The organism is Croceivirga sp. ABH4_376, from assembly GCF_056160685.1.
In genome coordinates, this window is sequence record NZ_JBSWXQ010000001.1 from 163,425 (window position 1) to 184,382 (window position 20,958).

Below are 20,958 nucleotides of genomic sequence, written 5' to 3' on the forward strand. Positions count from 1 at the left end.
TCAATTTTTAATGCGAAAGCCCCTTTAGTGCCTTACAAGCTGCACTAAAGGGGCTTTTTTAGTAACATTAAAGAAACTAATCTACTGCCAACAATTTGTCTATACGAGCTATAAGGTCTTTGTAATGATAACGACTTATAGTTGTACCACTATTTTTTACCGCATTTAGTTGCCTTTTAAGTGTTTCTAACTCGCCACGCACCAATGCTCTTACATCAGACGTATTTACATTGTACACCAGTTTACTTTCAAAACCAGGTCTAGAATAATTGAAGCCTTTATCCTCCTCTGTCATTAAATACTGCATACGGTCTACATAGGTACGCTGTAAATTTCTACGGTATAGGCTAACGCTCTTTCCTTGAGCTACCTCTTTAAAAAGACCAGCCCTCAGTTCTTTAAACATATCGTAAGTAGTGTACCCTCCTTTTTCTTCATTATCTATAAGCCTGCCTAGCCTATCAAAACTCAATAAAGAATTAAGCTGTCTAGCTTGGACACTACGTAGGGTTTCAAAATAACCTGCATGATCTATATTAGGCATTGCGTCTTCTATTAACAACCACTTAGGCGTGTTAAATACATTTTGGTGCAACCAACGCATAGCCTCTTGTTGTTCCGCTTTTGGTACCGCATGGTACACTACGCCTTCTTGGTTAGGTTTCTTCAAATCTTCAAAAACGCCACCTACTGTTGTGGTCACGTGACCCGCAAAACGACTATAGACACGGAGTAACTCACCATACAACTCTTCCAAATCGGCATAATCATTGGTTTGCTCAGATGTCCATTCCGGTAAATGTTCAGCCACATATTTAAGGTTTTTAAGTCCGTAAGTACTAGCCAATACGGGATTATCACCAATACATTCTGTTTGGGATTGCGGGTCGAACCTGCTTGACTGTCTACCAAATTTATAAACAGGATTGTTTGCTTTTGCTAAAATCCATTGGTCTAGCGTAGGCACTTCTTCCGATGGTGAAGATGCTTCTGGCAAGTACCTATACCCCCAATTGGTAGCATAATGGTCATAAGGACCCATTTGGCGCACAAAACGAATATTTTCATCCCCAGGTTGTGCCACATAATTATAGCGCGCATAATCCATAATACTAGCCGCTATACCATTTTTTTGCGTAAAGGCTCCATTACGTAGGGAATCTACAGGATACGCATAACTTGCTGCCATATTGTGTGGAAAGCCAAGAGCGTGCCCCACCTCATGAGCAATAACCATACGCATCATCTCACCAATTTCTTCTGCTGGCGTATCTAAGGTACGAGCAGAAGGGTTGGCCGCTGCTGTTTCTAGCAAATACCGGTTGCGGTAGCTTCTAAGGTGGTTATGGTACCAAATAATATCGCTTTCTATAATTTCGCCACTACGTGGATCAGATACACTTGGGCCAACGGCATTCCTTGTGGTACTTGCCACGTAACGCACCACAGAATATCGTATATCTTCTGGACTAAAATCTGGGTCCTCTTCTGGGGTTGGTGCATCTTTAGCAATAATTGCATTTTTAAAACCAGCAGTTTCAAACGGTTTTTGCCAATCTTCTATTCCTTGCTTTATGTACTTCTGCAATTCTTCCGGCGTTCCAGGATCTAAATAATACACTATGGGCTTTACGGGTTCTACCAATTCGCCTCTAGCGTATGCCTCTGGGTCTTTTGGTTCTAAACGCCATCTGCGGATGTATGTTTTGTTATCTGCTTTCAACTCTTTAGAGCCAAAATCGTACTGACTTACCGTAAAAAAGCCCACCCTTGGGTCATAAATACGGGGTTGCATGGGTTTTTCTGGCAAAAGAATCATACTCTGATTCATTTGTAGACTAATGGTCTCTGCCCTGCCCTCTGTTGGCGGTTCTGATGCCACATAAGTGAAGTCTTGTTTTACCTCTATGTTCTTAGGAAAACTCTTTACGCTATTAATAAAACTACGGTCGCTATCTAATTTTTTAACCTTGTACGTTTTGCGCAACCGTGCGGACAAACCACTTATGGCAGGCACGTCTGAGGTAAAAAACTTGGTAACATCAATTACAGCTGCAGTAGAATCTCTAGAAAATGTTTTGATATCAAAAGCGTACAGAATAGGCTCATAGTTATTTACCTTAACAGAATTACGTATAGCCTTACCCTCTTCTGCAACATTAACGTAGGATTTTATTTTGAGTAATATTTTGTTCTGAAAACGCTCCCAATGCACTACTTGTTCATTGGTTTTAGAACCTGCATTTACATAACCACCACCCAAACCATTGGGTATTTGGGCAATTCTACTTACCCAAAGCATATCTTGATTTAAGTTGTTAAAAGGAATTTCGTAGAAATAGGCATCATTAACCTGATGCACTTTAAAAACGCCATCATCTGATTTTGCATCTTTGGTAATCACCTCCTCGTAAGATTTAATACCGTTTTTTGGTTTCTTAGCAGGAGTAGTAGTTTCTTGTTTGCTCTTCTTTTTCTTTTTCGATTTTTGAGCTTCTAGTGTTTGGTTGGTCAGGAAAAGGCATGCTAATCCTAAAAGTAGAACGTTTTTCATCTTTCAAATATGAAACTTTTGAAAAAGGAAAAACCATCTAGATAAGTTAAATAAAACTAAATTTTAGCGATAAAAATTCATTTCGTCCAAATAGGTCCAAACTTTTGGCGGTACTAAGGGTCTAATATTTTTACCTACTTTATGATTTTTTCGAATAAAGGTGGAGGAGATTTCTACAATAGGCGCGTCTACTCGGTGTACTTTTGGATGCTCTAAAAATTGATGATTTACAATACCTTCTGAAATTCTGGGATACACATAAATATCATGATGTTCTAAGATTACCTCATAGTTTTTCCACTTATGAAAGCTTTTTAGATTGTCCTCTCCCATTAATAAAGAAAAATGGTATTTATCGCCATATTTTTCTCCCAAATGCACAAGGGTATCTACCGTATAATTGGGTTGGGGTAAATTAAATTCGATGGTACTTGCCTTTAGTTTAGGAAAGTTGTCTTCAATGGCTTCTTCTACCATTCTTAGTCTATGGTGGTTGTCTAAAAGCGATTTTTTAACCTTGAATGGACTTTGTGGGGTAATTACGAACCAAACCTCATCCAAATCCGAAAATTCGGCCATATGGTTTGCAATAATCAAATGGCCTATGTGTATGGGATTAAACGTCCCAAAATAAAGCCCTACCTTTTTCATTCTTTGTCAGAATCTATACTTGCGGTTACCCCTACGTAATCTGCTACCATACGGTGGGCTTCTTGTAGCGCAGTATCCAAATCGTAATTCTTTATTATCTTATCAAACTGAGGTGCTGTAGCCAATTCTACCGACGCTTTGGCAATACGCATGTTTATTTTATCCTCACTTTCCGTGCTGCGTTTTTTAAGTCGAATTTTAAGTTCATCCACACTAGGTGGCTTCACAAAAACCGCTAAGGTTTCTTCCGGATATTTTTTCTTAATACGCAAACCACCAACCACATCTATATCAAAAATAACGTTCTTGCCCTCTGCCCAAAGTCGCTCTACTTCTGTATTTAGTGTACCGTAGAAGTTATCTCTGTAGACCTCTTCCCACTCCAAGAAATCGTTTTGTTTAATGTGTTTTTTAAACTCCTCTGCAGAAATAAAATAGTAGTTAATACCATCTTTTTCTTCACCACGAGGTGCACGGGATGTTGCGGAAACAGAAAACGCCAAGTTTAACTCTGGCTGCTGCAACAAATGCCTTACAATAGTTGTTTTACCACTACCGGAAGGGGCAGAAAATATGATAAGCTTACCACCTTTTGTCATAGCACGTTCAATAATTGTTCTTTAATCTTCTCCAACTCATCTTTCATTTGAACAACCAACTGTTGCATTGGTGCATAATTGGCTTTTGAACCAATTGTATTAATTTCTCTCCCAATTTCTTGGCAAATAAAACCAAGCTTTTTACCATTAGAGTCCGCTGTGCCCAAAGTTTCTTTAAAATAGTTGAGGTGATTGGCCAAACGCACTTTTTCTTCAGTTATATCATACTTTTCCAAGTAATAAATCAATTCTTGCTCAAACCTATTGGCATCTACTTCCACCTTTAATTCGGACACTGATTTTTCTAAACGTTCCTTAACCACAGCTACGCGCTCCGGGTCTATGGATTTTACCTGCTCTAGTAAAACGGCTATAGTTTTAATACGTTCCGTAAAATCTTTTTCTAATACGTTACCTTCCTCAGTCCTAAACAGGTTTATATTCTCCAAGGCAGTCAAGACGGTATCTTGGATAGATTCAAACTCAGCTTCGTCTATCTCTTCTTTGTCTGTTTTTAGGGTGTCTGGCATACGAAGGGCCAACTCTAACAACTTTACTTGGTCACCATCTGCAATCTGCCCCAACTGTTCCATGTATTTTTTTACAATAGCGGTGTTAATTTCAGCAGAAGTCTCCTCACCCGTCATCTCTACATATAAACCAAAATCTATTTTACCTCTGGTAAGACCATCGGCAATTAATTTTCTCAATGGCAACTCCTTACTTTTATAAGCTTGTGGAATACGCGCGTTGATGTCCAGGTTTTTGCTGTTCAGCGATTTTAACTCTACCGTAATTTTTTTATTGGAAAGCTGCAGTACATGCTTTCCGTAACCGGTCATGGATTGAATCATGTGAATTGGAAAATTTTGGCAAAGGTAACCAATATAGAATTGTATACTGATTACCCCTACTATTATCTAGTTACAGTTCTCGTACCCAGATATTTCTAAAACTTACACGACTATTATCCCCATGGTCTTGTAGCATTAAAGGTGCCTTGCCATGAGCATCGTTCTTGGGCCAGCCTATATACTCTGTGGTTCCTTCTATTTCAAAATGGTCTTGTACCAATACCCCATTATGAAGTACGGTAATTGTAGCCGGTTTAGTTTTATCCCCATCTGCGTTAAATTCTGGCGCATGGTAAATAATATCATAACTATTCCATTCGCCCGTAGGATTAGATGCCATTGCCAATGGAACAGATTGTTTGTAGATTGAGCCTACTTGGCCATTAACATAAGTAGGATTATCATTATTATCCAACACTTGTACTTCATAGCGTTTTTGTAAAAACACCCCACTATTGGCCCTACTTTGATTTTCTCCTTGCACATCTGACGGAGATTTCCATTCAATATGCAATTGTACACTACCAAAACTTTGCTTGGTTTGTATGTTGCCCGTTCTATCGTTTACCGTCATGGAACCATCTTGGTTAACATGCCACTGAGCCGCAGAATTTTCATCGTTACTACTAACCCAATTCTCAAGATTTTCACCATCAAAAAGCACTATTGCATCACTAGGCACCCCATTTTTGTTAAGGTTAACTTTTGGGGGTACGGGCTCATAAAATTCCGTTTCTTCTGGTTTAGTAGGCTCTGCCTCTTTGTTAGCCTCGGTCATTCCAGTATTGTTAGTTCCTGACGTTTCTACAGCGGTTTTAGCTTGCTGATCCTTGCAACCAATCATAAAAAGTAAAGCACAGCCTAATAAACTTATCGTATTCAGTTTCATTTTAGTTTCTTTTAGAGTTCTTTTATTCTAATATTTCTAAAGGCAACCTGATCACCATGATCTTGTAGTCCAATTTTTCCGGTTTGGTATTCACCAAAACCTTCCCAACCTTTAAATTTTGAATTTTCTACCATCTTTGTCCAGGCTTCACCATTTACCGGAAATTCTACGATTTTGGTTCCATTTTGTATTACGTAGCCTTGGTTAGCTTGGTGATCTATCTTAATTTCCACACTATTCCACTCACCTATAGGCTTTACGGTTTTTTCACTTGGAGCCACCATGTCATACAAAGCACCCGCTTGGTGTGTAGTACCATTTTTGGCGTCAGGATGATTTTCATCATCCAGCACCTGAATTTCTGGACCTGTAGCATAGGGTTGCCCAAATTTTTCTAGCTCCTTTACTCCATAAAAGATACCACTATTAGCACCTTTTGCTACTTTCCACTCTAACTGTAATAAAAAATTGGTGTACTCTTTATTAGTTACAAGATTATAGCTTTCGCCATTGCGCTCTTTTGGTGGATAAAACACCATAGCACCATCTTCTATTTTCCAAGGCTCTGTAACTGCTCCGCCATTGTAATAATGCCAATCATCAAAAGAGCTACCATCAAATAACACCTCCCAATCTGGCGCTGCCACTTCTTGGGATAATTCCTCTACCACTTCTTTTACCGGGTCTTCTTTCTTTTCTTGCTTGCACGCTACTATGACCAATACAACCACTAATCCTATCCATTTTTTCATAATCCCAGAATACTATTTAAATAAGCCTCATCCACGTCTCCGCCGGCAAAATCATCAAAAGTTTTCTCCGTAGCTTCAATTATATGTTTTTGTATAAATGGTGCGCCTTCCCTTGCTCCTTGCTCGGGACTCTTCATACAACATTCCCATTCCATAACCGCCCAAACATCACAACCATATTGGGTAAGTTTGGAGAATATTGCACTAAAGTCTACCTGCCCGTCACCTAAAGAACGGAACCTGCCAGCGCGGTCTATCCAATCTGAATATCCGCCGTAAACGCCTTGTTTTCCGGTTGGATTAAATTCTGCATCCTTAACATGAAAGGCCTTTATAAATTCATGATAATAGTCTATGAAAGTGATGTAATCTAAATGCTGTAATACATAATGACTTGGATCATAAAGCATATTTACACGCTTATGGTTACCAGTTGCTTTTAAAAAACGCTCAAAACTTACCCCATCATGTAAATCTTCTCCTGGATGAATTTCATAACATACATCTACTCCGTTTTCATCAAAATGATTAAGAATAGGCATCCAACGCTTAGCTAGTTCATTAAAACCTTTATCTACCAAGCCGGCCGGACGCTGTGGCCAAGGATAAACCGTTTGCCAAAGTAACGCTCCAGAAAAGGTGGCGTGCGAACTTAATCCTAACCTTTTACTAGCTGTTCCCGCTTTTTTAACGGTATCTATAGCCCATTGGGTCCTTGCCTTAGGATTGTTACGTACAGCTTCTGGCGCAAAACCATCGAACATGCTATCGTAGGCAGGGTTTACGGCAACCAACTGGCCTTGCAAGTGGGTAGACAGTTCTGTAATCTCCAAACCATAAGAATTAATCTTGCCCTTTAAATCATCACAATAGGTTTGGCTCTCTGCCGCCTTATCCAAATCAATTAAAAAGCTTTCCCATGTGGGAATTTGAATGCCCTTATACCCTAATCCAGAAGCCCATTCGCACAGACCGTCTAAAGAATTAAATGGCGCCTTACTATCTACAAACTGTGCCAGAAATACTGCTGGCCCTTTTATTGTTTTCATCTGTTGTTCTTTAAATACTTAGTTACTGTTTTACCTTTAAATTAATTTACATAGCCCATCTGAAGTTATGTAAAAAAGGACCGCAAAAGCAGTCCTTTAAAGTATAATCCTATTGAATTTTAACCTTCCACTTTTACCCAAACGTTTCCGTTCTTATGTGATGCTACGGTACCTTCTATAAAACTCATGCCTCTAACACCGTCTTTCATAGTTGGGTAGGCACCATCGTTTTGGCCCTCTCCTCTAATGGCCCTTGCCACACCAAGATAAATATTGGCCATAGAATCAAAAATACCTTCTGGATGCCCTGCCGGCAACTTGGTTCCATCTAAGGAAAATTCGCTATTATAAGCATGACCGGGTTTATAAATCTTGGTAGGTTCTGTATCGCTCATCATATACAAGAAATTGGGTTTTTCTTGTTCCCATCTAAATGAAGCTTTTTCGCCATAAATAGCAATGGCCAAACCATTTTCCTCACCTGTTGCTACTTGGCTACCTCTAATAACACCCTTAACATGGTCTCCCATTCTAATAAGAACCGTGCCATCCACATCCATCTTGTTGTCCTCGTATAGGTAATTAAAATCGCACAACAAGGATTCAACTTCTAGACCAGTGGTATATTCTACCATATTAAACGCGTGTACCCCAATGTCTCCCATACACGAGCTGATACCTGCTTTTTCTGGGTCTAAACGCCAAACGCTATTTCTTTTCTCTTTGTCATGTATAATAGGATTAATCCACCCTTGGTAATAGCGTGCATCTACCTTGTGAATTTTTCCCAAAGCACCGGCTTTGATCATTTCACGCATTTGACGAACCATTGGATAACCTGTATAGGTATGGGTTAGCGCAAATATGGTCCCTGCCTTTTTATGGGTTTCCGCTAATATTTTAGCTTCTTCCAAAGAAGTAGTCATTGGTTTTTCACAAATAACATGAAAACCGTTTTCCAATAACTTCTTTGCCATTGGAAAGTGTAAAAAGTTTGGGGTAAGAATAGAGAAAACCTGAATTCTTTCGGATTCTGGCAACTTTAGCTCCTCTTCTACCATAGCATCAAAATCAGTATAGATTCTATCCAAGGGAACATCTATCTCTTCTGCAAACTCTTTGTTTTTTTCAAAGTCTGGATTAAAAACTGCACCTGTAATCTGGTAGTTATCATTTATATGAGAAGCTACACGGTGCAAAACACCAATTAGCGAATCTCCACCACCGCCAACAATTCCCAATCTTATTTTCTTTGGCATTCTTTTTTAAATTTTAAGATTTATTAATTAAGCTGTTTCTACATGAGAATTTAATCTTCTCTTTTCAATTTTTTGTCTTAGGGCGAACAAAATTCCAAATAACAGTACTAGTGCCAAAGGAAAGAAAACCATAAAGCCCAATACTGCCCTACCGGCTGCTATATCTGCTACCTCGCCTACTAAACCAGATGCTAAAGCGGTCGCTTTTTCCGTATCTAACCTAGAACCAATAATTGGGTTCCAAATAGAAACCGCGAACATTCCCGCGCCTCCCATTAAAGACATACCTAAGGCACCCGTTTTATGGGTGTATTCTGAAGTAAAACCAATCATAGTAGGCCAGAAATAACAAACCCCTAACGCAAATAGTGCTGCGGCCACGTAAATCATACTTCCTTCTGCTACGCTCATAAAATAAATAGCAGACGCAGTAATAATGGCAGACATGAACAATACCCCAATTGGATTTAATTTATGTACCAACGGACCTGCAAAGAACCTACCCAAAGCCATAATACCGGTTACCAAGGCCAGTACCAACATAGGACTTGCCCCGGAGCTACCCAAAATGGTTTCTACCCATTGTTGGGGAATAAATTCTGATGTAGCCGTCAGCGTCATACACACTATCATAAATATGAACAATGGGTCTGCCAGCGCTTTTATGTTCAAAGAAGTATCAGATTCTATATTCTCTGATTTTGGGAACTTCTGTGTAAAAATCAAGAAACCATAAATAGCTGTAGGTATTAGCATGGTAGCAATTTGCAATTGCCAGCCCATACCCGCATCTGTCATAAATTTAGAAACAAGCGAACCAATTACCAATCCGCCAGGAAACCAAACATGAAATTTATTTAGCATAGCCGTTCTGTTGTTGGTATACATATCTGCTATCATAGGATTACAGGCGGCTTCTACAGAACCGTTAGCCACCCCTATAAAGAAGGTAGAAATAATCAAAGACCAAAAACCACCCGCAAAAATGGTAAGCAAAAGACCAAGTATGTGACCCACAAAAGCTATTATCAACAGGTTTTTAGGCCCTATGGAATTGTACAAAAAGCCACCTACTAGCATGGCTATTGGAAAGCCTAAAAAAGCCATACTGTTAATATAGCCCAGTTGGGTATTATTAATTTCAAAATCTACGCCTAGCTGGGTAAGTATTCCCGCCCTAATGGCAAATGTCATGGAAGTAACGATTAGGGAGATACACGCGGCTACAAATAATTTATTCTTATTTATCTGTTCCATTAAATTTGAGTTTATTTAGTTAATTGTGGTTTTTATCGTTTAAAATAAATATAATCCAGTTCTTTAGGTTCAATGTTGTTCTTTCTTAATTCTGCAGCTATTTGTCCTCTATGATGGGTGGAATGGTTTACTATGTGAAACAGTATATCTTTCACCTCATTGGAAAAATTCTTGCCTAGGCTAGAGGTATACGAAACCCTTTTCGTAAAATCGTCCAAATTTCTAAGAATCTCAAATGTTTCCCTTTGATTCTCGTAGTGCAGGTCTTCCCAAGCTGTTGGTTTGTGTAATTGCCAAACAGTATAACTTGCTTCCTCTTCTAATATTCTTTTATTCCAAATATGGTGAGCATTTAAAATATGGCTTAACCATTCTGTACATTTAGGAGGATAGTTGGGTTTTTCTAAAGCTTGTGTAATCAAAGTTTTATTGGCTTGGTAATTATAATCAAAAAGAGGATTAAATAAAGTCTCCATATAGCACTCTGATTTTCGACATTAACTTACTTGTCTACCCGCTTTTTCTAGAAGTTCCTTAGTTGCTATAATTCCGGCTTCTTCTCCCAGTTCATTTCCTTCATACTCCACCCCAATAAAACCGGTATACCCAGCATCTTTTACAATTTGAAGCATTTTTTCATAATCTGTTCCGGTATCGTTACCTTGAGCATCAAAGTCGTGAGATTTAGCACTCACTGCTTTTGCAAAAGGCATCAACTCTTTCACCCCTTTGTAACGATCATATTCTTCGGCACAACCGGCACTCCAATCTTTAGGGTCCTTTCTTGTAATACAGAAGTTTCCAAAATCTGGTAAGGTACCGCAATTGTCCATATTAACTTTCGTCATCACTTCCGCTAACAATGCTCCGTTAGAAGAGAGGCCTCCATGATTTTCAACAATAATATTTATACCCTTTTCCTTACCATAGGTGCTTAGACCAGTTAGCCCGGCAACAGCAGCAGGCACCCATTCCTTAGGATCGTTGCTTCCTGCTAGGTTTACCCTGATACTATGGCAGCCCATTGCCTTGGCCGCATCTACCCATTTGTAATGATTTTCTATGGCCGCTTTACGCTCCGCCTCATCTGCGGTAGCCAAGTTTCCTTGACCATCTACCATAATAAGTAAATTCTTTAACCCATACTTTTCTGCTTCTGCATTAGATTTATCAACAAAATTCTTCATTGCAGCTTCCGAAAAATTCTCCTTCTCCAATTCTGGATAATAAAGACCACTAACATATTCTAATCCAGTAAAACCCCAGTTTTTTGCTTTTTCCGCAAAACTATATGGATCAAGACCATCTTGTCTTATCATTCTATTGATTGACCATTGCGCCAAAGACAATTCAAAAAACAAGGCATTATTTTCAACTTCATCCGTTTTTTCCTCTGCCGTTATTTCATCCTTTTCATTTTCCTTCTTTGTTTGTTTGCAAGCATAAGTTCCTAGTAGTGCAACTCCTAGTCCAATTTTAGCGGAATTACCTATAAAAATTCGTCTTTTCATGGTGGTCATTTAGTATTTATTGATTTTGCAAAAAATACCGACAACTATAACGTTATAGTACGATATTCTTAATATACATAGGGAATAAATGTAGAAAATTAATTTAATATTTAATACATTTAGAGAATAAACAATTGAAAACTAAATGAGCAAATTCTATTACAACGAAGAGCAGGATTCTTATGATGCCATCGTGGTTGGAACGGGTATCAGCGGCGGTTGGGCTGCAAAAGAGCTCTGCGAGAACGGTTTAAAGACCTTGGTGTTGGAAAGAGGTAGAATGGTTAAGCATAGAGAAGACTATGTTACCGCCAACAAAGATCCATGGGATTTTAAACACGCAGGGAATCCTACAGCGGAAGATTTAAAAAAACAAGAAAAACAAGCTAGAACGGGTTACACCGTAAAGGAAGAGTCCAGACATTGGTTTGTTAATGATTTGGAGCATCCTTATAATGAAGTTAAACGTTTTGATTGGATGCGTGGTTACCATGTTGGTGGTAGATCCATAATGTGGGGTAGGCATAGTTATAGATGGAGTGATATGGACTTTGCAGCCAACAAGAATGAAGGTATTGCTGTAGATTGGCCCGTACGCTATAAAGATATTGCCCCTTGGTATGACAAGGTTGAATCCTACATAGGTGTTTCTGGTGAACTTTTGAACTTACCCCAATTACCAGACGGTAAGTTTGAGCCAATGATGGAGCTTAACTGTGTTGAGCAACATGTAAGAGAACAGGTAGCAGAACACTTTGACGGTAGAATAATTACCTCGGGTAGGGTTGCACACATAAATAGTGATAAAAAGTTTGAAGGTGATGGGCGTGTACGCTGTCAATTTAGAAATCGTTGTGTAAGAGGGTGTCCTTTTGGTGCCTACTTTAGTAGTTTGTCTTCTACTTTACCAGCTGCCGAGGCCACGGGTAATCTAACCCTAAGGCCAGATTCTATCGTTCATGAAATCATGTACGATCCAGATACCAAAAAAGCAACAGGCGTTAAGGTAATAGATAGAGAAACTAAAGAAACTTTTGAATTTAAGGCAAAAGTAATTTTCTTATGTGCTTCTGCGGTTGCCTCTACCTCTATTTTAATGCAATCCAAATCCGATAGATTTCCTAATGGTTTAGGTAATGATTCCGGTGAATTGGGCCATAATATAATGGACCATCATTTTCTTGTAGGTGCAAGAGGTAAAATGGATGGGTTTGACGATAAGTATTATAAAGGTAGAAAACCTAATGGCATATACATTCCAAGATTTAGAAACCTAGGTGGCGCCTCGGACATGAAAGATTTTACACGTGGTTACGGATACCAAGGTGGAGCTGGTAGAGGGGATTATGAAGAATTGGTGGCAGAAGCAACTTTTGGTAAAGCCTATAAAGATGCCGTACTATCCCCTGGTGGTTGGAATATGAACATGCTGGCCTTTGGTGAGATTTTACCATACCATGACAACAAAATGACCTTGGACTATGACAAGCTAGATCAATGGGGCTTGCCAACGGTTACTTTTGATGCAGAAATAAGACAAAACGAGCTTAACATGCGTAAGGATATGCAAGATCAAGCCGTACAAATGTTAGAAAAAGCAGGTGCAAGAGATATTGTACCATATGACAATACCTATGCAATTGGTTTGGGTATTCATGAAATGGGTACCGCACGTATGGGCAATGACCCTAAAACGTCTGTAGTAAATGCAAACAACCAAGTACATGGATGTAAAAATGTTTACGTTACAGATGGTGCATTTATGACCTCGGCATCTTGTGTAAATCCATCTTTAACCTATATGGCATTTACGGCAAGAGCAGCAAACCATGCAGCACAAGAACTAAAAAAAGGTAATTTATAATGGAAAGAAGATCGGCACTTAAAAATATGGGATTGGCTTTTGGCTATGCCGTTGCCACCCCTACCTTATTGAGCGTACTACAAAGTTGTAAGGGCAAGCCTTCTTATGCAGAGTGGGTTCCTACATTTTTAGACAAAGACAAAGGTTATGCCTTAGCGCAAACCTTGGACATTATCTTACCAAAAACGGAAACACCTTCAGCAACGGAAATGAACGTGCATGTGTTCATAGATTCTTTTTTAAATGAAGTACTTCCAAAAGAACAACAAGATTTTGTTCGTTTAAAAATGGATACGTTTTACAATAAAATCCTGAAAACATCTGGTAAGGAGAGTTTGCAAGATTTAACCGTAGAAGATATAGAACCGGCCCTAAAGCAATATTTAACCAAACGTACAGACGAAGAGGAAGAATTGCACGCCAAAGCCATTAATAACTACATGGAGTCTATAATGCAAGGTGGCCAAGCTACTCTAGAAGAAGATATCGCCAACTTCTCATTTGCCAATGATATAAGGGATATGGCTACTTTTGCGTATAAAAATTCAGAATATGTTGGAGAAGAGGTACTTGCATACCTTCCAATTCCGGGAGAATACGTACCTTGTGGAGATGTTACAGAATTGACCAACAATAAAGCGTGGTCTCTTTAAAACTAAACTTAAATTATTAGTTAGAAAGCCCTCCTGTAGGAGGGCTTTTTTTATGGTATAGAAAAGAAAAACGCCCTTGAAAAATTCAAGGGCGTTAAATCTAATAAACACTATCACTCAATTGTTGCAATATCCATTGCAAATTTAAGAAACACAATAGATAATAAATAGCTGTGGAACATGTTTTTACAGATTATTTATCGATAAACTGCATTTTTTTTTAACAGAACCGAAATTTGGTTAATCCTATTAAGCTTTTGGTTCAACAAATTGCAAAAAAAAGACCAAGAAAATTCTTGGTCTTAATATTTCATTACCAAACCGTACGGCCAATGCGGTGTAGTGATAATTAAAAGCCTAGGTAGTTCCCCCGAAACCTAGCACTTTAAACGTATCTAGCGCATTATATTGTAAATTCATATGCTTATGCACATTGGTCGGCCGTACGTTGGTTGGCAATAATGTATCTTACTCATTGATGGCCAATAATTCTTTACTGTCCGTGCCAGAACTAGAATCAGTTTCTGTCACCACAGCAAAAACCAAGGAAATCAATAATACGATGAACAAAATGATACACTTTCTCATTTTAGTTTGGTTTAATGGTAAAGTAATCTGCCTCTAAAGTAGCATCATAGCTAAACAGAAAAACTACAGTTTGTATAATTGGTACCAAAACATGTGCAAATGGCACTGACCATTTTTACTTTCTGACAGAAAAATTTTAACATTTTATCAAAATGTAATCTTTTTCTTTCATTTTATTGATGTTCAATAACTTACCATTCATAACCAATTGTTATCCATGGATACAATTATTTAAGCAAAATCCATCTAGTATTCTATATTTATACTAAATAATCGCTGTATGTTACAAGCCGTACTCGTAGATGACGAAGCCAAAGCGTTAGAAAGTCTAAGCTGGGAATTGAGCAACTTAAGTAATGAAGTTAACATTGTAGCTTCGTTTACAGATGCACATGAAGCCCTTAATTACCTAGAACTAAACACGCCAGATTGTCTATTTTTAGACATAGAAATGCCTTTAATGGATGGTTTTCAGTTTATAAAAAGTTTAAAAAACAAGAATTTTCCGGTGGTTATTACAACCGCATACAATCAATATGCGTTAAAAGCGCTTAAAAATGAAGCAATAGACTACCTGTTAAAACCTATTGACACGGATGATTTAAATGACACCATTGTTAAAATCAAAAAATACAACGATAAGCATCAGACTTCTGAAAAGTTAGAACAGATATTATTAAACTTCAATTCTAGGTCTTTAGATAAAAAGATTACCATTAATACAGACGGCAAGTTATTATTTTTAGAAAGTGATGAGATTATGTATGCGGAATCTGATGGTAACTACAGTACGTTATATCTACAAGATGGTCAAAAATTGGTATTGACAAAAAAACTAAAAGAAGTTAATGCTATATTACCAGAAAATTCATTCTTTAGAATACACAATTCGTTTATTGTTAACTTAGGTAAAATTAAAGAGTACCTTAAAACAGACGGTTATGTTATCTTAAAGTCTGGCCATAAAATCCCTGTTTCTAGGCAAAAAAAATCAGACTTCCTAGACTTATTATAATGCAATTGCATGAGGCAACCTACTACCAAACGCTTACCATTTTATCCAAAATACGTTGTTGTTCTACAACTTGCTCTTCTATTTGTTCTATCTCTTGGTAAGGCACAAGATGGTTTAAAGCTAGAAAAGCCATTTGAAGTTACCTTAAATCAACTTTTAAGAGAAAAACCAGGTAACTATGAGGATATAAATAGCTATTTCTACAAATACAAGAAAGACACGCTATTAATTAAAAACTTTCTGGAAGAGGCTATTAAAAAAAATTACCCAGCAGGGCAGATTTACGCCCTTAATATGATGGGCACCTATTTTAGAAACAAATCTAATTATCCCAAAGCGGTAGAGGCCCATGAAGCAGCTCTTGAACTAGCCCAAAAAGTAGAAAATAAAGAGTTAGAGATTAGTAGCCTTAACATGCTTGGAGTTGTTTATAGAAGAACCGATGCGGTAAGAACCGCCTTAGACTACCACCAACAAGCACTAGAAAAGGCAGAGGCGGTAGATTCTAATTCTAAGGATGTTAAAAAGAGCATCAATATTGCTTTAAATTCTATAGGCAATATCTACCAAGCCCTTGGACAATACGATTTAGCCATTGGTAATTTTAAAAGGGCATTGGCTTCTGAAACCGAACTAGGAAATAATCTGGGTTTGGCCATAAATAATCAAAATATAGGAGACTGTCTAGAACAACAAGGCAAGCTAGAAGAGGCATTGGATTACTATAGAAAATCATTAGCTATTAATGATGAAATGGACAATGAATACGGTAGGGTTATTTGCAAAAACAGCATTGCACAAATCTACTTAAAACAGAATATGCCTAATGCCGCCTTAGTGCTTTTGGAACAATTGGTAGAACCTATTTCTAACATTGGCGACAAATTTATTTGGACAAGCGTATTGCACAATCTAGGTTGGGCACAAATGAATACCGGCAATTTGCTAACCGCAGAGAAAAATATGCGAGCTGGATTAAAAATGGCAAGAGAAAATGACATTTTGGGCCAAGTAATATATGGCAACAAACTGTTGTCTGATTTAGAAATTAAGAAAAATAATTATAAGCAGGCGTTAGTCTATTTTAAAGAAGCAGAGCGCTATGAAAACGAAATTAAAAGTGATCAGAACAACCGTTACATTAACGATTTAATTCTACGGTACGAGGCAGAGAAGCAAACCACGGAAATAAAGGAACTGGCACAGAAAAACGAGCTGATTAACCTTAAATTAAGAAAACACCAAACCACAATCTTAGTTAGTGCTTTACTAACCGGTTTGGTAATTACCATTTTATTCATCATGTATAGGCAGCATCAATCCAACTATGAAAAAAGGGTAATAGGATTGGAACAAAATATGTTGCGTAGCCAAATGAACCCCCATTTCTTGTTCAATTCTTTAAATTCGATAAAGCTATACATTATCAATAATGATAAAAAGAACGCCGTTCATTACTTAAATAAGTTCTCTAAACTGGTAAGGCGTATTTTAGATGGATCTACCTTAAAAGAAACCACACTGGCAGAAGAACTAGAAACCGCAGAACTTTATTTGAACATTGAAAACATACGGTTTTCTAATACCATAGATTATAAAATAGAAATTACGGAAGGCCTAGATCCAGAAACTTTAAAATTACCGTCTTTAATACTTCAGCCTTTTTTAGAGAATGCCATATGGCATGGCCTAAGCTCTAAAGAAGGTGAAAAAAAATTAATGGTTACCATTACCCCAAAAAATGATTACCACATACATATTAATATTATTGACAATGGTGTAGGTAGGGCTACATCAGAAAAAATAAAGGAAAAGCGCGTAATTAAAAGAAAATCTGTTGGTATAGATATTACAAAAGAGCGCTTGGCCAACTTTGCAAAAGATTATCAGAATGATTACAACGTGGATATAATTGACCTTTTTGACGAAAAAGGAAAACCTAACGGAACTAAAGTAGTTATAGAAATACCTACTATTTAAGGTGCTGGGCAGCCACTTCTTCCAATTCTTTGTACCAATCGGCCCCAAACTTTCTAACCAATGCCTCTTTTACGAATTTGTAAATAGGCACTTTAAGTTCTGCCCCCAGCGTACAAGCATCATCACAAATAGCCCATTTATGGTAATTTACAGCCGTAAAAGCCGAGTATTCCCTAGTCCTAACCGGATATAGATGACAAGAGACCGGTTTTTTCCAATCGGTTAAACCATCATTATACGCTTCTTCCAACGCACATTTGGCCATACCATCTTTGGCAAAAACCACGTAAGCACACTCCTCATGGTTTACCAAAGGCGTTTCCCATTCGCCATCCCAACCCTTTACGTAAGTACCTTGCTCCTCTATAGCCGCAATACCTTCTTTTCTTAAATAGGGCTTAACGGTCTTATACACCTTTTCCAAAACAGGAAGCTCTTGGTCTGTTAAGGGCGCACCAGACTCACCCTCCACACAACAAGCCCCTTTGCATGCGTTTAAATTGCACACAAAATCTTTTTCTATAATTTCCTCAGAGATGAGCGTTTTACCAATTTGAAACATACCTAGAATTTAGTTGCACAAATTTAATAGGGTTTTAATAAAACAGCCGCAATAAATAACTGTAGATTTGCACCGTAAAATTAATAGCACCATGAATTTTAATTTTAAAGAAATAGTTACAGCCACTATGGTACTCTTTGCGGTAATAGATATTTTAGGTAGCATACCTATTATCATCTCTTTACGTAAGAAGGTGGGGCACATACAGTCTGAAAAAGCCGCTCTAGTAGCCATTGGTATTATGGTTGCCTTTTTATTTGTTGGAGAAAGCATCTTAAACCTTATTGGTATAGATATAAATTCTTTTGCCGTAGCTGGTGCATTTGTTATTTTCTTCTTGGCATTAGAAATGATTTTGGGCATCCCGCTATTTAGAGATGATGAGCCCAAAACGGCTTCTGTGGTACCTATAGCCTTTCCATTAATTGCTGGTGCTGGTACCATGACTTCCATCCTGTCTCTACGGGCAGAATTTCATGTAGAAAACATTATTGTGGCCATTGTAGTAAACATGGCATTTGTATACCTAGTCTTAAAATCATCCAAAAAAATTGAAAAACTACTTGGCCCTAATGGATTAGAGGTTATAAGAAAAGTTTTTGGCGTAATTTTGTTGGCAATAGCAGTTAAGCTATTTGCAGCGAATATTAATGAATTAATGGGACGATGAACAAGACACTGTACATAATACTTTCTGTTTTAGCGTTAGCACTTATTATTTACAACATAACCCTTTTAGACTTCGACAACCTTTTTGCTGGTGATAGTCTAATTGCATGTATTGGTATTATGGCCTCCTTATGTGCTATTGTATTGATATTGATTTTTGCCACCTCTAAAAAAATAGAGAACAAGTTAAAGGAGTAAGCTCACTAATTTTCTTCGGGCTTCTCATCATTTTGGTCCAACGCTATTACTTTGGCCAACATCTTATCTTGGCTAGACTTTATCTTGGCAGAAGTGTTGGGTGAGTAAAGTTGTTCGGCAATATTGGCCTTTAAATAGGTTTTAATCAACTGTTCGTTTGCATAGAAATCCATACGAATGTTTCGGTTTAGCAAGAAGTCTATAAACCGCTCAAAGATGATATCATCTACATGGTATTCCTCTAAAAATTCTTTTTCTGGATAGTTGGCAAACCTACTTCTGTCCAATTCTAAGAAAGTAAAAGCATAGTTAGAAAAATAACCAGCTGCATCTAAACCTAAAACACGTTCATGGTCTAAAGATTCTATAGGCACAAAAGCATCTGGTATTATACCGCCACCACCGTATACCACCTTTCCTTTAGGCGTAGTAAACTTAAGGGAATCTGCAACTTTAATACTATCTACAGAAACCATTTCTCCGCTATGGTAGCGCTCCATAAATTGCTGGTAATAATCGTCATGACCTTTGTTATACGGTTTTTGAATTGAACGCCCGGTTGGCGTGTAGTATCTAGAAACTGTTAAACGAACAGCAGAACCATCTCCCAAATCCATTTCACGCTGCACTAAACCTTTACCAAAAGAACGCCTGCCCACAATTGTACCCAAATCGTTATCCTGTAAAGCTCCTGCGATAATCTCGCTGGCAGAGGCCGAACGCTCGTTGATCAACACGTATACTGGTTTATTTTCAAAAGTGCCTTTATCAGTTGCAAACACCTTGTCTATATTGCCTTTCTTGTTTTTGGTAAATAAAATAAGTTTTCCATCGGTTAAAAACTCGTCCGCCATTTTTTCGGCAATTCCCAAATAGCCACCAGGATTATCCCGTAAATCCAAAACTAATTTCTGGGCACCCTTTCGCTGTAAATTCAATAAGGCGGCCTTAAATTCTTTAAATGTAGATTCCGCAAAACGGTTAATTTTTAGATATCCCATATCATCGTTTACCATAAATTGGGCATCTACACTACGTATGGGTACAACACCCCTTCTTAAGGTAACATCAAATATCCTATCTTCAGATTTTCTATAGATAGTAAGCGCTACTTTGCTCCCTTTTTCCCCTTTTAACCGGGTTACCAAATCGGCGTTTGGTATACGTTTACCAAAAATAGTATCGCCGTTGGCAATAAGAATTTTATCTCCTGCCAATAAACCTTTTTGGTCACTAGGGCCATCTTTTATGGTTCTTACAATGGTAACGGTATCTTTAACCTTATTAAAACTTATACCAATGCCCACAAAATCGCCCTTCATGTTCTCGGCAACAGATTCCATTTCTTCCTTTGGAATGTAAACCGAGTGTGGATCTAGTTTGCCTAGAATATTATTTACGGTAACATCTACAATACTATCTGTATCAATATCGTCTACGTATTCGTAATCTATATAATCAATTAATCTATTGAGTTTATCTTTTTTAGAGTTGGTAGAAAAAAGCCTTTCCGGCGAATCGTCAAAATGAAGCTTGCCCCCAATAAAAATACCCAACGCCAAGGCAAGGGCAAGAACAGTTGGCAATATGTACCTGTATTTTTTCTTCATTTTTTAAACGGTTTCTTCTACTACCGGCATATGCACAATTTCCACGCCAGCTTTTTCCAAAAATCTTAATCCGGAATCGTCCTTGTAGGCATTTTGGTATACAATACGCTTTATCCCTGACTGATGTATTAATTTACTACACTCTTTACAAGGCGATAGGGTAATATATAAAGTTGCACCATTACAAGATTGTGTAGAGGCGGCCACCTTTGAAATGGCATTGGCCTCTGCGTGCAGCACATACCATTTTGTATACCCAGCTTCATCCTCGCAAAAGTTTTCAAAGCCAGTTGGCGTACCATTATAGCCATCAGAAATTATCATCCTATCTTTTACGATGATTGCCCCTACCTGCTTTCTTTTGCAGTAAGACAGCTTGCCCCATTCCTTAGCCATTCTTAAATAGGCACGATCGTATTTCTCTTGTTTGGAGATTTTCATTTT

Annotated in this window: 20 protein-coding genes; 6 read left to right on the top strand and 14 right to left on the bottom strand. The window is 37.9% G+C overall.

Features of this window, described 5'->3' with window-relative positions; translation table 11 throughout:
- Nucleotides 1–76: 76 nt before the first annotated feature.
- The 11 genes from ACXAGS_RS00660 to ACXAGS_RS00710 form a co-directional block, all read right to left on the bottom strand.
- On the bottom strand, nt 77–2,554 hold the full coding sequence (locus ACXAGS_RS00660; protein WP_474903683.1) for a zinc-dependent metalloprotease: 2,478 nt from the start codon (nt 2,552–2,554) through the stop codon (nt 77–79).
- A 63-nt stretch (nt 2,555–2,617) separates the two neighbouring features.
- Nucleotides 2,618–3,205: a nicotinate (nicotinamide) nucleotide adenylyltransferase gene (gene nadD, locus ACXAGS_RS00665; protein ID WP_474903684.1), complete on the bottom strand. Its 588-nt coding sequence runs from the start codon at nt 3,203–3,205 to the stop codon at nt 2,618–2,620.
- Complete coding sequence (gene gmk / locus ACXAGS_RS00670) at nt 3,202–3,804, bottom strand: guanylate kinase (protein ID WP_474903686.1); 603 nt, start codon at nt 3,802–3,804, stop codon at nt 3,202–3,204. Before gmk ends, nadD begins: the two co-directional genes overlap by 4 nt.
- The gene (locus ACXAGS_RS00675) at nt 3,801–4,658 is read right to left on the bottom strand and encodes a YicC/YloC family endoribonuclease (RefSeq protein ID WP_474903687.1); all 858 of its coding nucleotides are present in this window, start codon (nt 4,656–4,658) and stop codon (nt 3,801–3,803) included. Before ACXAGS_RS00675 ends, gmk begins: the two co-directional genes overlap by 4 nt.
- Nucleotides 4,659–4,728: 70 nt before the next feature.
- Nucleotides 4,729–5,547: a 3-keto-disaccharide hydrolase gene (locus ACXAGS_RS00680; protein ID WP_474903689.1), complete on the bottom strand. Its 819-nt coding sequence runs from the start codon at nt 5,545–5,547 to the stop codon at nt 4,729–4,731.
- A gap of 11 nt (nt 5,548–5,558) precedes the next feature.
- A complete protein-coding gene (locus tag ACXAGS_RS00685) occupies nt 5,559–6,299 on the bottom strand; it encodes a 3-keto-disaccharide hydrolase (protein ID WP_474903691.1) in 741 nt (246 codons plus the stop codon).
- Nucleotides 6,296–7,348 carry a sugar phosphate isomerase/epimerase family protein gene (locus ACXAGS_RS00690; protein WP_474903693.1) on the bottom strand — a complete coding sequence of 351 codons (1,053 nt, stop codon included), beginning with the start codon at nt 7,346–7,348 and terminating at the stop codon, nt 6,296–6,298. Before ACXAGS_RS00690 ends, ACXAGS_RS00685 begins: the two co-directional genes overlap by 4 nt.
- Before the next feature lie 119 nt (nt 7,349–7,467).
- Nucleotides 7,468–8,607, bottom strand: a complete 1,140-nt coding sequence (locus tag ACXAGS_RS00695; RefSeq protein WP_474903694.1) for a Gfo/Idh/MocA family protein — start codon at nt 8,605–8,607, stop codon at nt 7,468–7,470.
- A 27-nt stretch (nt 8,608–8,634) separates the two neighbouring features.
- Complete coding sequence (locus ACXAGS_RS00700; RefSeq protein ID WP_474903696.1) at nt 8,635–9,864, bottom strand: MFS transporter; 1,230 nt, start codon at nt 9,862–9,864, stop codon at nt 8,635–8,637.
- 32 nt (nt 9,865–9,896) lie between these two features.
- Entirely contained in the window at nt 9,897–10,340 is a 444-nt protein-coding gene (locus ACXAGS_RS00705; protein ID WP_474903697.1) for a DinB family protein, read from the bottom strand.
- Nucleotides 10,341–10,361: 21 nt separating this feature from the next.
- Complete coding sequence (locus tag ACXAGS_RS00710; RefSeq protein ID WP_474903698.1) at nt 10,362–11,375, bottom strand: sugar phosphate isomerase/epimerase family protein; 1,014 nt, start codon at nt 11,373–11,375, stop codon at nt 10,362–10,364.
- Between the two features lie 145 nt (nt 11,376–11,520).
- Here ACXAGS_RS00710 and ACXAGS_RS00715 point away from each other — a divergent pair, with 145 nt between their 5' ends.
- From ACXAGS_RS00715 to ACXAGS_RS00730, 4 genes are all read left to right on the top strand, one after another.
- A complete protein-coding gene (locus tag ACXAGS_RS00715; RefSeq protein WP_474903700.1) occupies nt 11,521–13,239 on the top strand; it encodes a GMC oxidoreductase in 1,719 nt (572 codons plus the stop codon).
- Nucleotides 13,239–13,892 carry a gluconate 2-dehydrogenase subunit 3 family protein gene (locus tag ACXAGS_RS00720; RefSeq protein ID WP_010518765.1) on the top strand — a complete coding sequence of 218 codons (654 nt, stop codon included), beginning with the start codon at nt 13,239–13,241 and terminating at the stop codon, nt 13,890–13,892. Before ACXAGS_RS00715 ends, ACXAGS_RS00720 begins: the two co-directional genes overlap by 1 nt.
- A gap of 868 nt (nt 13,893–14,760) precedes the next feature.
- Nucleotides 14,761–15,495 carry a LytR/AlgR family response regulator transcription factor gene (locus ACXAGS_RS00725; protein WP_010518766.1) on the top strand — a complete coding sequence of 245 codons (735 nt, stop codon included), beginning with the start codon at nt 14,761–14,763 and terminating at the stop codon, nt 15,493–15,495.
- Between the two features lie 9 nt (nt 15,496–15,504).
- Nucleotides 15,505–17,475 carry a tetratricopeptide repeat-containing sensor histidine kinase gene (locus ACXAGS_RS00730; RefSeq protein WP_474903702.1) on the top strand — a complete coding sequence of 657 codons (1,971 nt, stop codon included), beginning with the start codon at nt 15,505–15,507 and terminating at the stop codon, nt 17,473–17,475.
- On the opposite strand, the gene ACXAGS_RS00735 is transcribed toward ACXAGS_RS00730, so the two are convergent.
- Nucleotides 17,468–18,037, bottom strand: coding sequence for a DUF3109 family protein (locus tag ACXAGS_RS00735; RefSeq protein WP_474903704.1), 570 nt, complete (start codon nt 18,035–18,037; stop codon nt 17,468–17,470). The two genes, ACXAGS_RS00730 and ACXAGS_RS00735, sit on opposite strands and share 8 nt — an antisense overlap.
- 91 nt (nt 18,038–18,128) lie before the next feature.
- Between ACXAGS_RS00735 and ACXAGS_RS00740 the strand changes: the two genes are divergently transcribed.
- Together ACXAGS_RS00740 and ACXAGS_RS00745 are read left to right on the top strand one after the other, a co-directional pair.
- The gene (locus tag ACXAGS_RS00740) at nt 18,129–18,707 is read left to right on the top strand and encodes a MarC family protein (RefSeq protein ID WP_010518769.1); all 579 of its coding nucleotides are present in this window, start codon (nt 18,129–18,131) and stop codon (nt 18,705–18,707) included.
- Nucleotides 18,704–18,904 (top strand): hypothetical protein, encoded by a 201-nt coding sequence (locus ACXAGS_RS00745; protein WP_474903705.1) that lies wholly within the window; start codon nt 18,704–18,706, stop codon nt 18,902–18,904. Before ACXAGS_RS00740 ends, ACXAGS_RS00745 begins: the two co-directional genes overlap by 4 nt.
- A gap of 5 nt (nt 18,905–18,909) precedes the next feature.
- Here ACXAGS_RS00745 and ACXAGS_RS00750 read toward each other — a convergent pair whose 3' ends face one another.
- Nucleotides 18,910–20,514 (bottom strand): S41 family peptidase, encoded by a 1,605-nt coding sequence (locus tag ACXAGS_RS00750; protein ID WP_474903707.1) that lies wholly within the window; start codon nt 20,512–20,514, stop codon nt 18,910–18,912.
- A gap of 3 nt (nt 20,515–20,517) precedes the next feature.
- Nucleotides 20,518–20,955: a deoxycytidylate deaminase gene (locus ACXAGS_RS00755; RefSeq protein WP_010518772.1), complete on the bottom strand. Its 438-nt coding sequence runs from the start codon at nt 20,953–20,955 to the stop codon at nt 20,518–20,520.
- Nucleotides 20,956–20,958: the final 3 nt, after the last annotated feature.

What these genes read in the sequence shown, in the direction of transcription:
- ACXAGS_RS00685 (WP_474903691.1), bottom strand. Translation starts at nt 6,299, where the DNA reads ATGAAAAAATGGATAGGATTAGTGGTTGTATTGGTCATAGTAGCGTGC.
- nadD (WP_474903684.1), bottom strand. Translation starts at nt 3,205, where the DNA reads ATGAAAAAGGTAGGGCTTTATTTTGGGACGTTTAATCCCATACACATA.
- ACXAGS_RS00750 (WP_474903707.1), bottom strand. Translation starts at nt 20,514, where the DNA reads ATGAAGAAAAAATACAGGTACATATTGCCAACTGTTCTTGCCCTTGCC.
- ACXAGS_RS00690 (WP_474903693.1), bottom strand. Translation starts at nt 7,348, where the DNA reads ATGAAAACAATAAAAGGGCCAGCAGTATTTCTGGCACAGTTTGTAGAT.
- gmk (WP_474903686.1), bottom strand. Translation starts at nt 3,804, where the DNA reads ATGACAAAAGGTGGTAAGCTTATCATATTTTCTGCCCCTTCCGGTAGT.
- ACXAGS_RS00715 (WP_474903700.1), top strand. Translation starts at nt 11,521, where the DNA reads ATGAGCAAATTCTATTACAACGAAGAGCAGGATTCTTATGATGCCATC.
- ACXAGS_RS00695 (WP_474903694.1), bottom strand. Translation starts at nt 8,607, where the DNA reads ATGCCAAAGAAAATAAGATTGGGAATTGTTGGCGGTGGTGGAGATTCG.
- ACXAGS_RS00680 (WP_474903689.1), bottom strand. Translation starts at nt 5,547, where the DNA reads ATGAAACTGAATACGATAAGTTTATTAGGCTGTGCTTTACTTTTTATG.
- ACXAGS_RS00735 (WP_474903704.1), bottom strand. Translation starts at nt 18,037, where the DNA reads ATGTTTCAAATTGGTAAAACGCTCATCTCTGAGGAAATTATAGAAAAA.
- ACXAGS_RS00755 (WP_010518772.1), bottom strand. Translation starts at nt 20,955, where the DNA reads ATGAAAATCTCCAAACAAGAGAAATACGATCGTGCCTATTTAAGAATG.
- ACXAGS_RS00705 (WP_474903697.1), bottom strand. Translation starts at nt 10,340, where the DNA reads ATGGAGACTTTATTTAATCCTCTTTTTGATTATAATTACCAAGCCAAT.
- ACXAGS_RS00725 (WP_010518766.1), top strand. Translation starts at nt 14,761, where the DNA reads ATGTTACAAGCCGTACTCGTAGATGACGAAGCCAAAGCGTTAGAAAGT.
- ACXAGS_RS00745 (WP_474903705.1), top strand. Translation starts at nt 18,704, where the DNA reads ATGAACAAGACACTGTACATAATACTTTCTGTTTTAGCGTTAGCACTT.
- ACXAGS_RS00730 (WP_474903702.1), top strand. Translation starts at nt 15,505, where the DNA reads ATGAGGCAACCTACTACCAAACGCTTACCATTTTATCCAAAATACGTT.
- ACXAGS_RS00710 (WP_474903698.1), bottom strand. Translation starts at nt 11,375, where the DNA reads ATGAAAAGACGAATTTTTATAGGTAATTCCGCTAAAATTGGACTAGGA.
- ACXAGS_RS00660 (WP_474903683.1), bottom strand. Translation starts at nt 2,554, where the DNA reads ATGAAAAACGTTCTACTTTTAGGATTAGCATGCCTTTTCCTGACCAAC.
- ACXAGS_RS00720 (WP_010518765.1), top strand. Translation starts at nt 13,239, where the DNA reads ATGGAAAGAAGATCGGCACTTAAAAATATGGGATTGGCTTTTGGCTAT.
- ACXAGS_RS00740 (WP_010518769.1), top strand. Translation starts at nt 18,129, where the DNA reads ATGAATTTTAATTTTAAAGAAATAGTTACAGCCACTATGGTACTCTTT.
- ACXAGS_RS00675 (WP_474903687.1), bottom strand. Translation starts at nt 4,658, where the DNA reads ATGATTCAATCCATGACCGGTTACGGAAAGCATGTACTGCAGCTTTCC.
- ACXAGS_RS00700 (WP_474903696.1), bottom strand. Translation starts at nt 9,864, where the DNA reads ATGGAACAGATAAATAAGAATAAATTATTTGTAGCCGCGTGTATCTCC.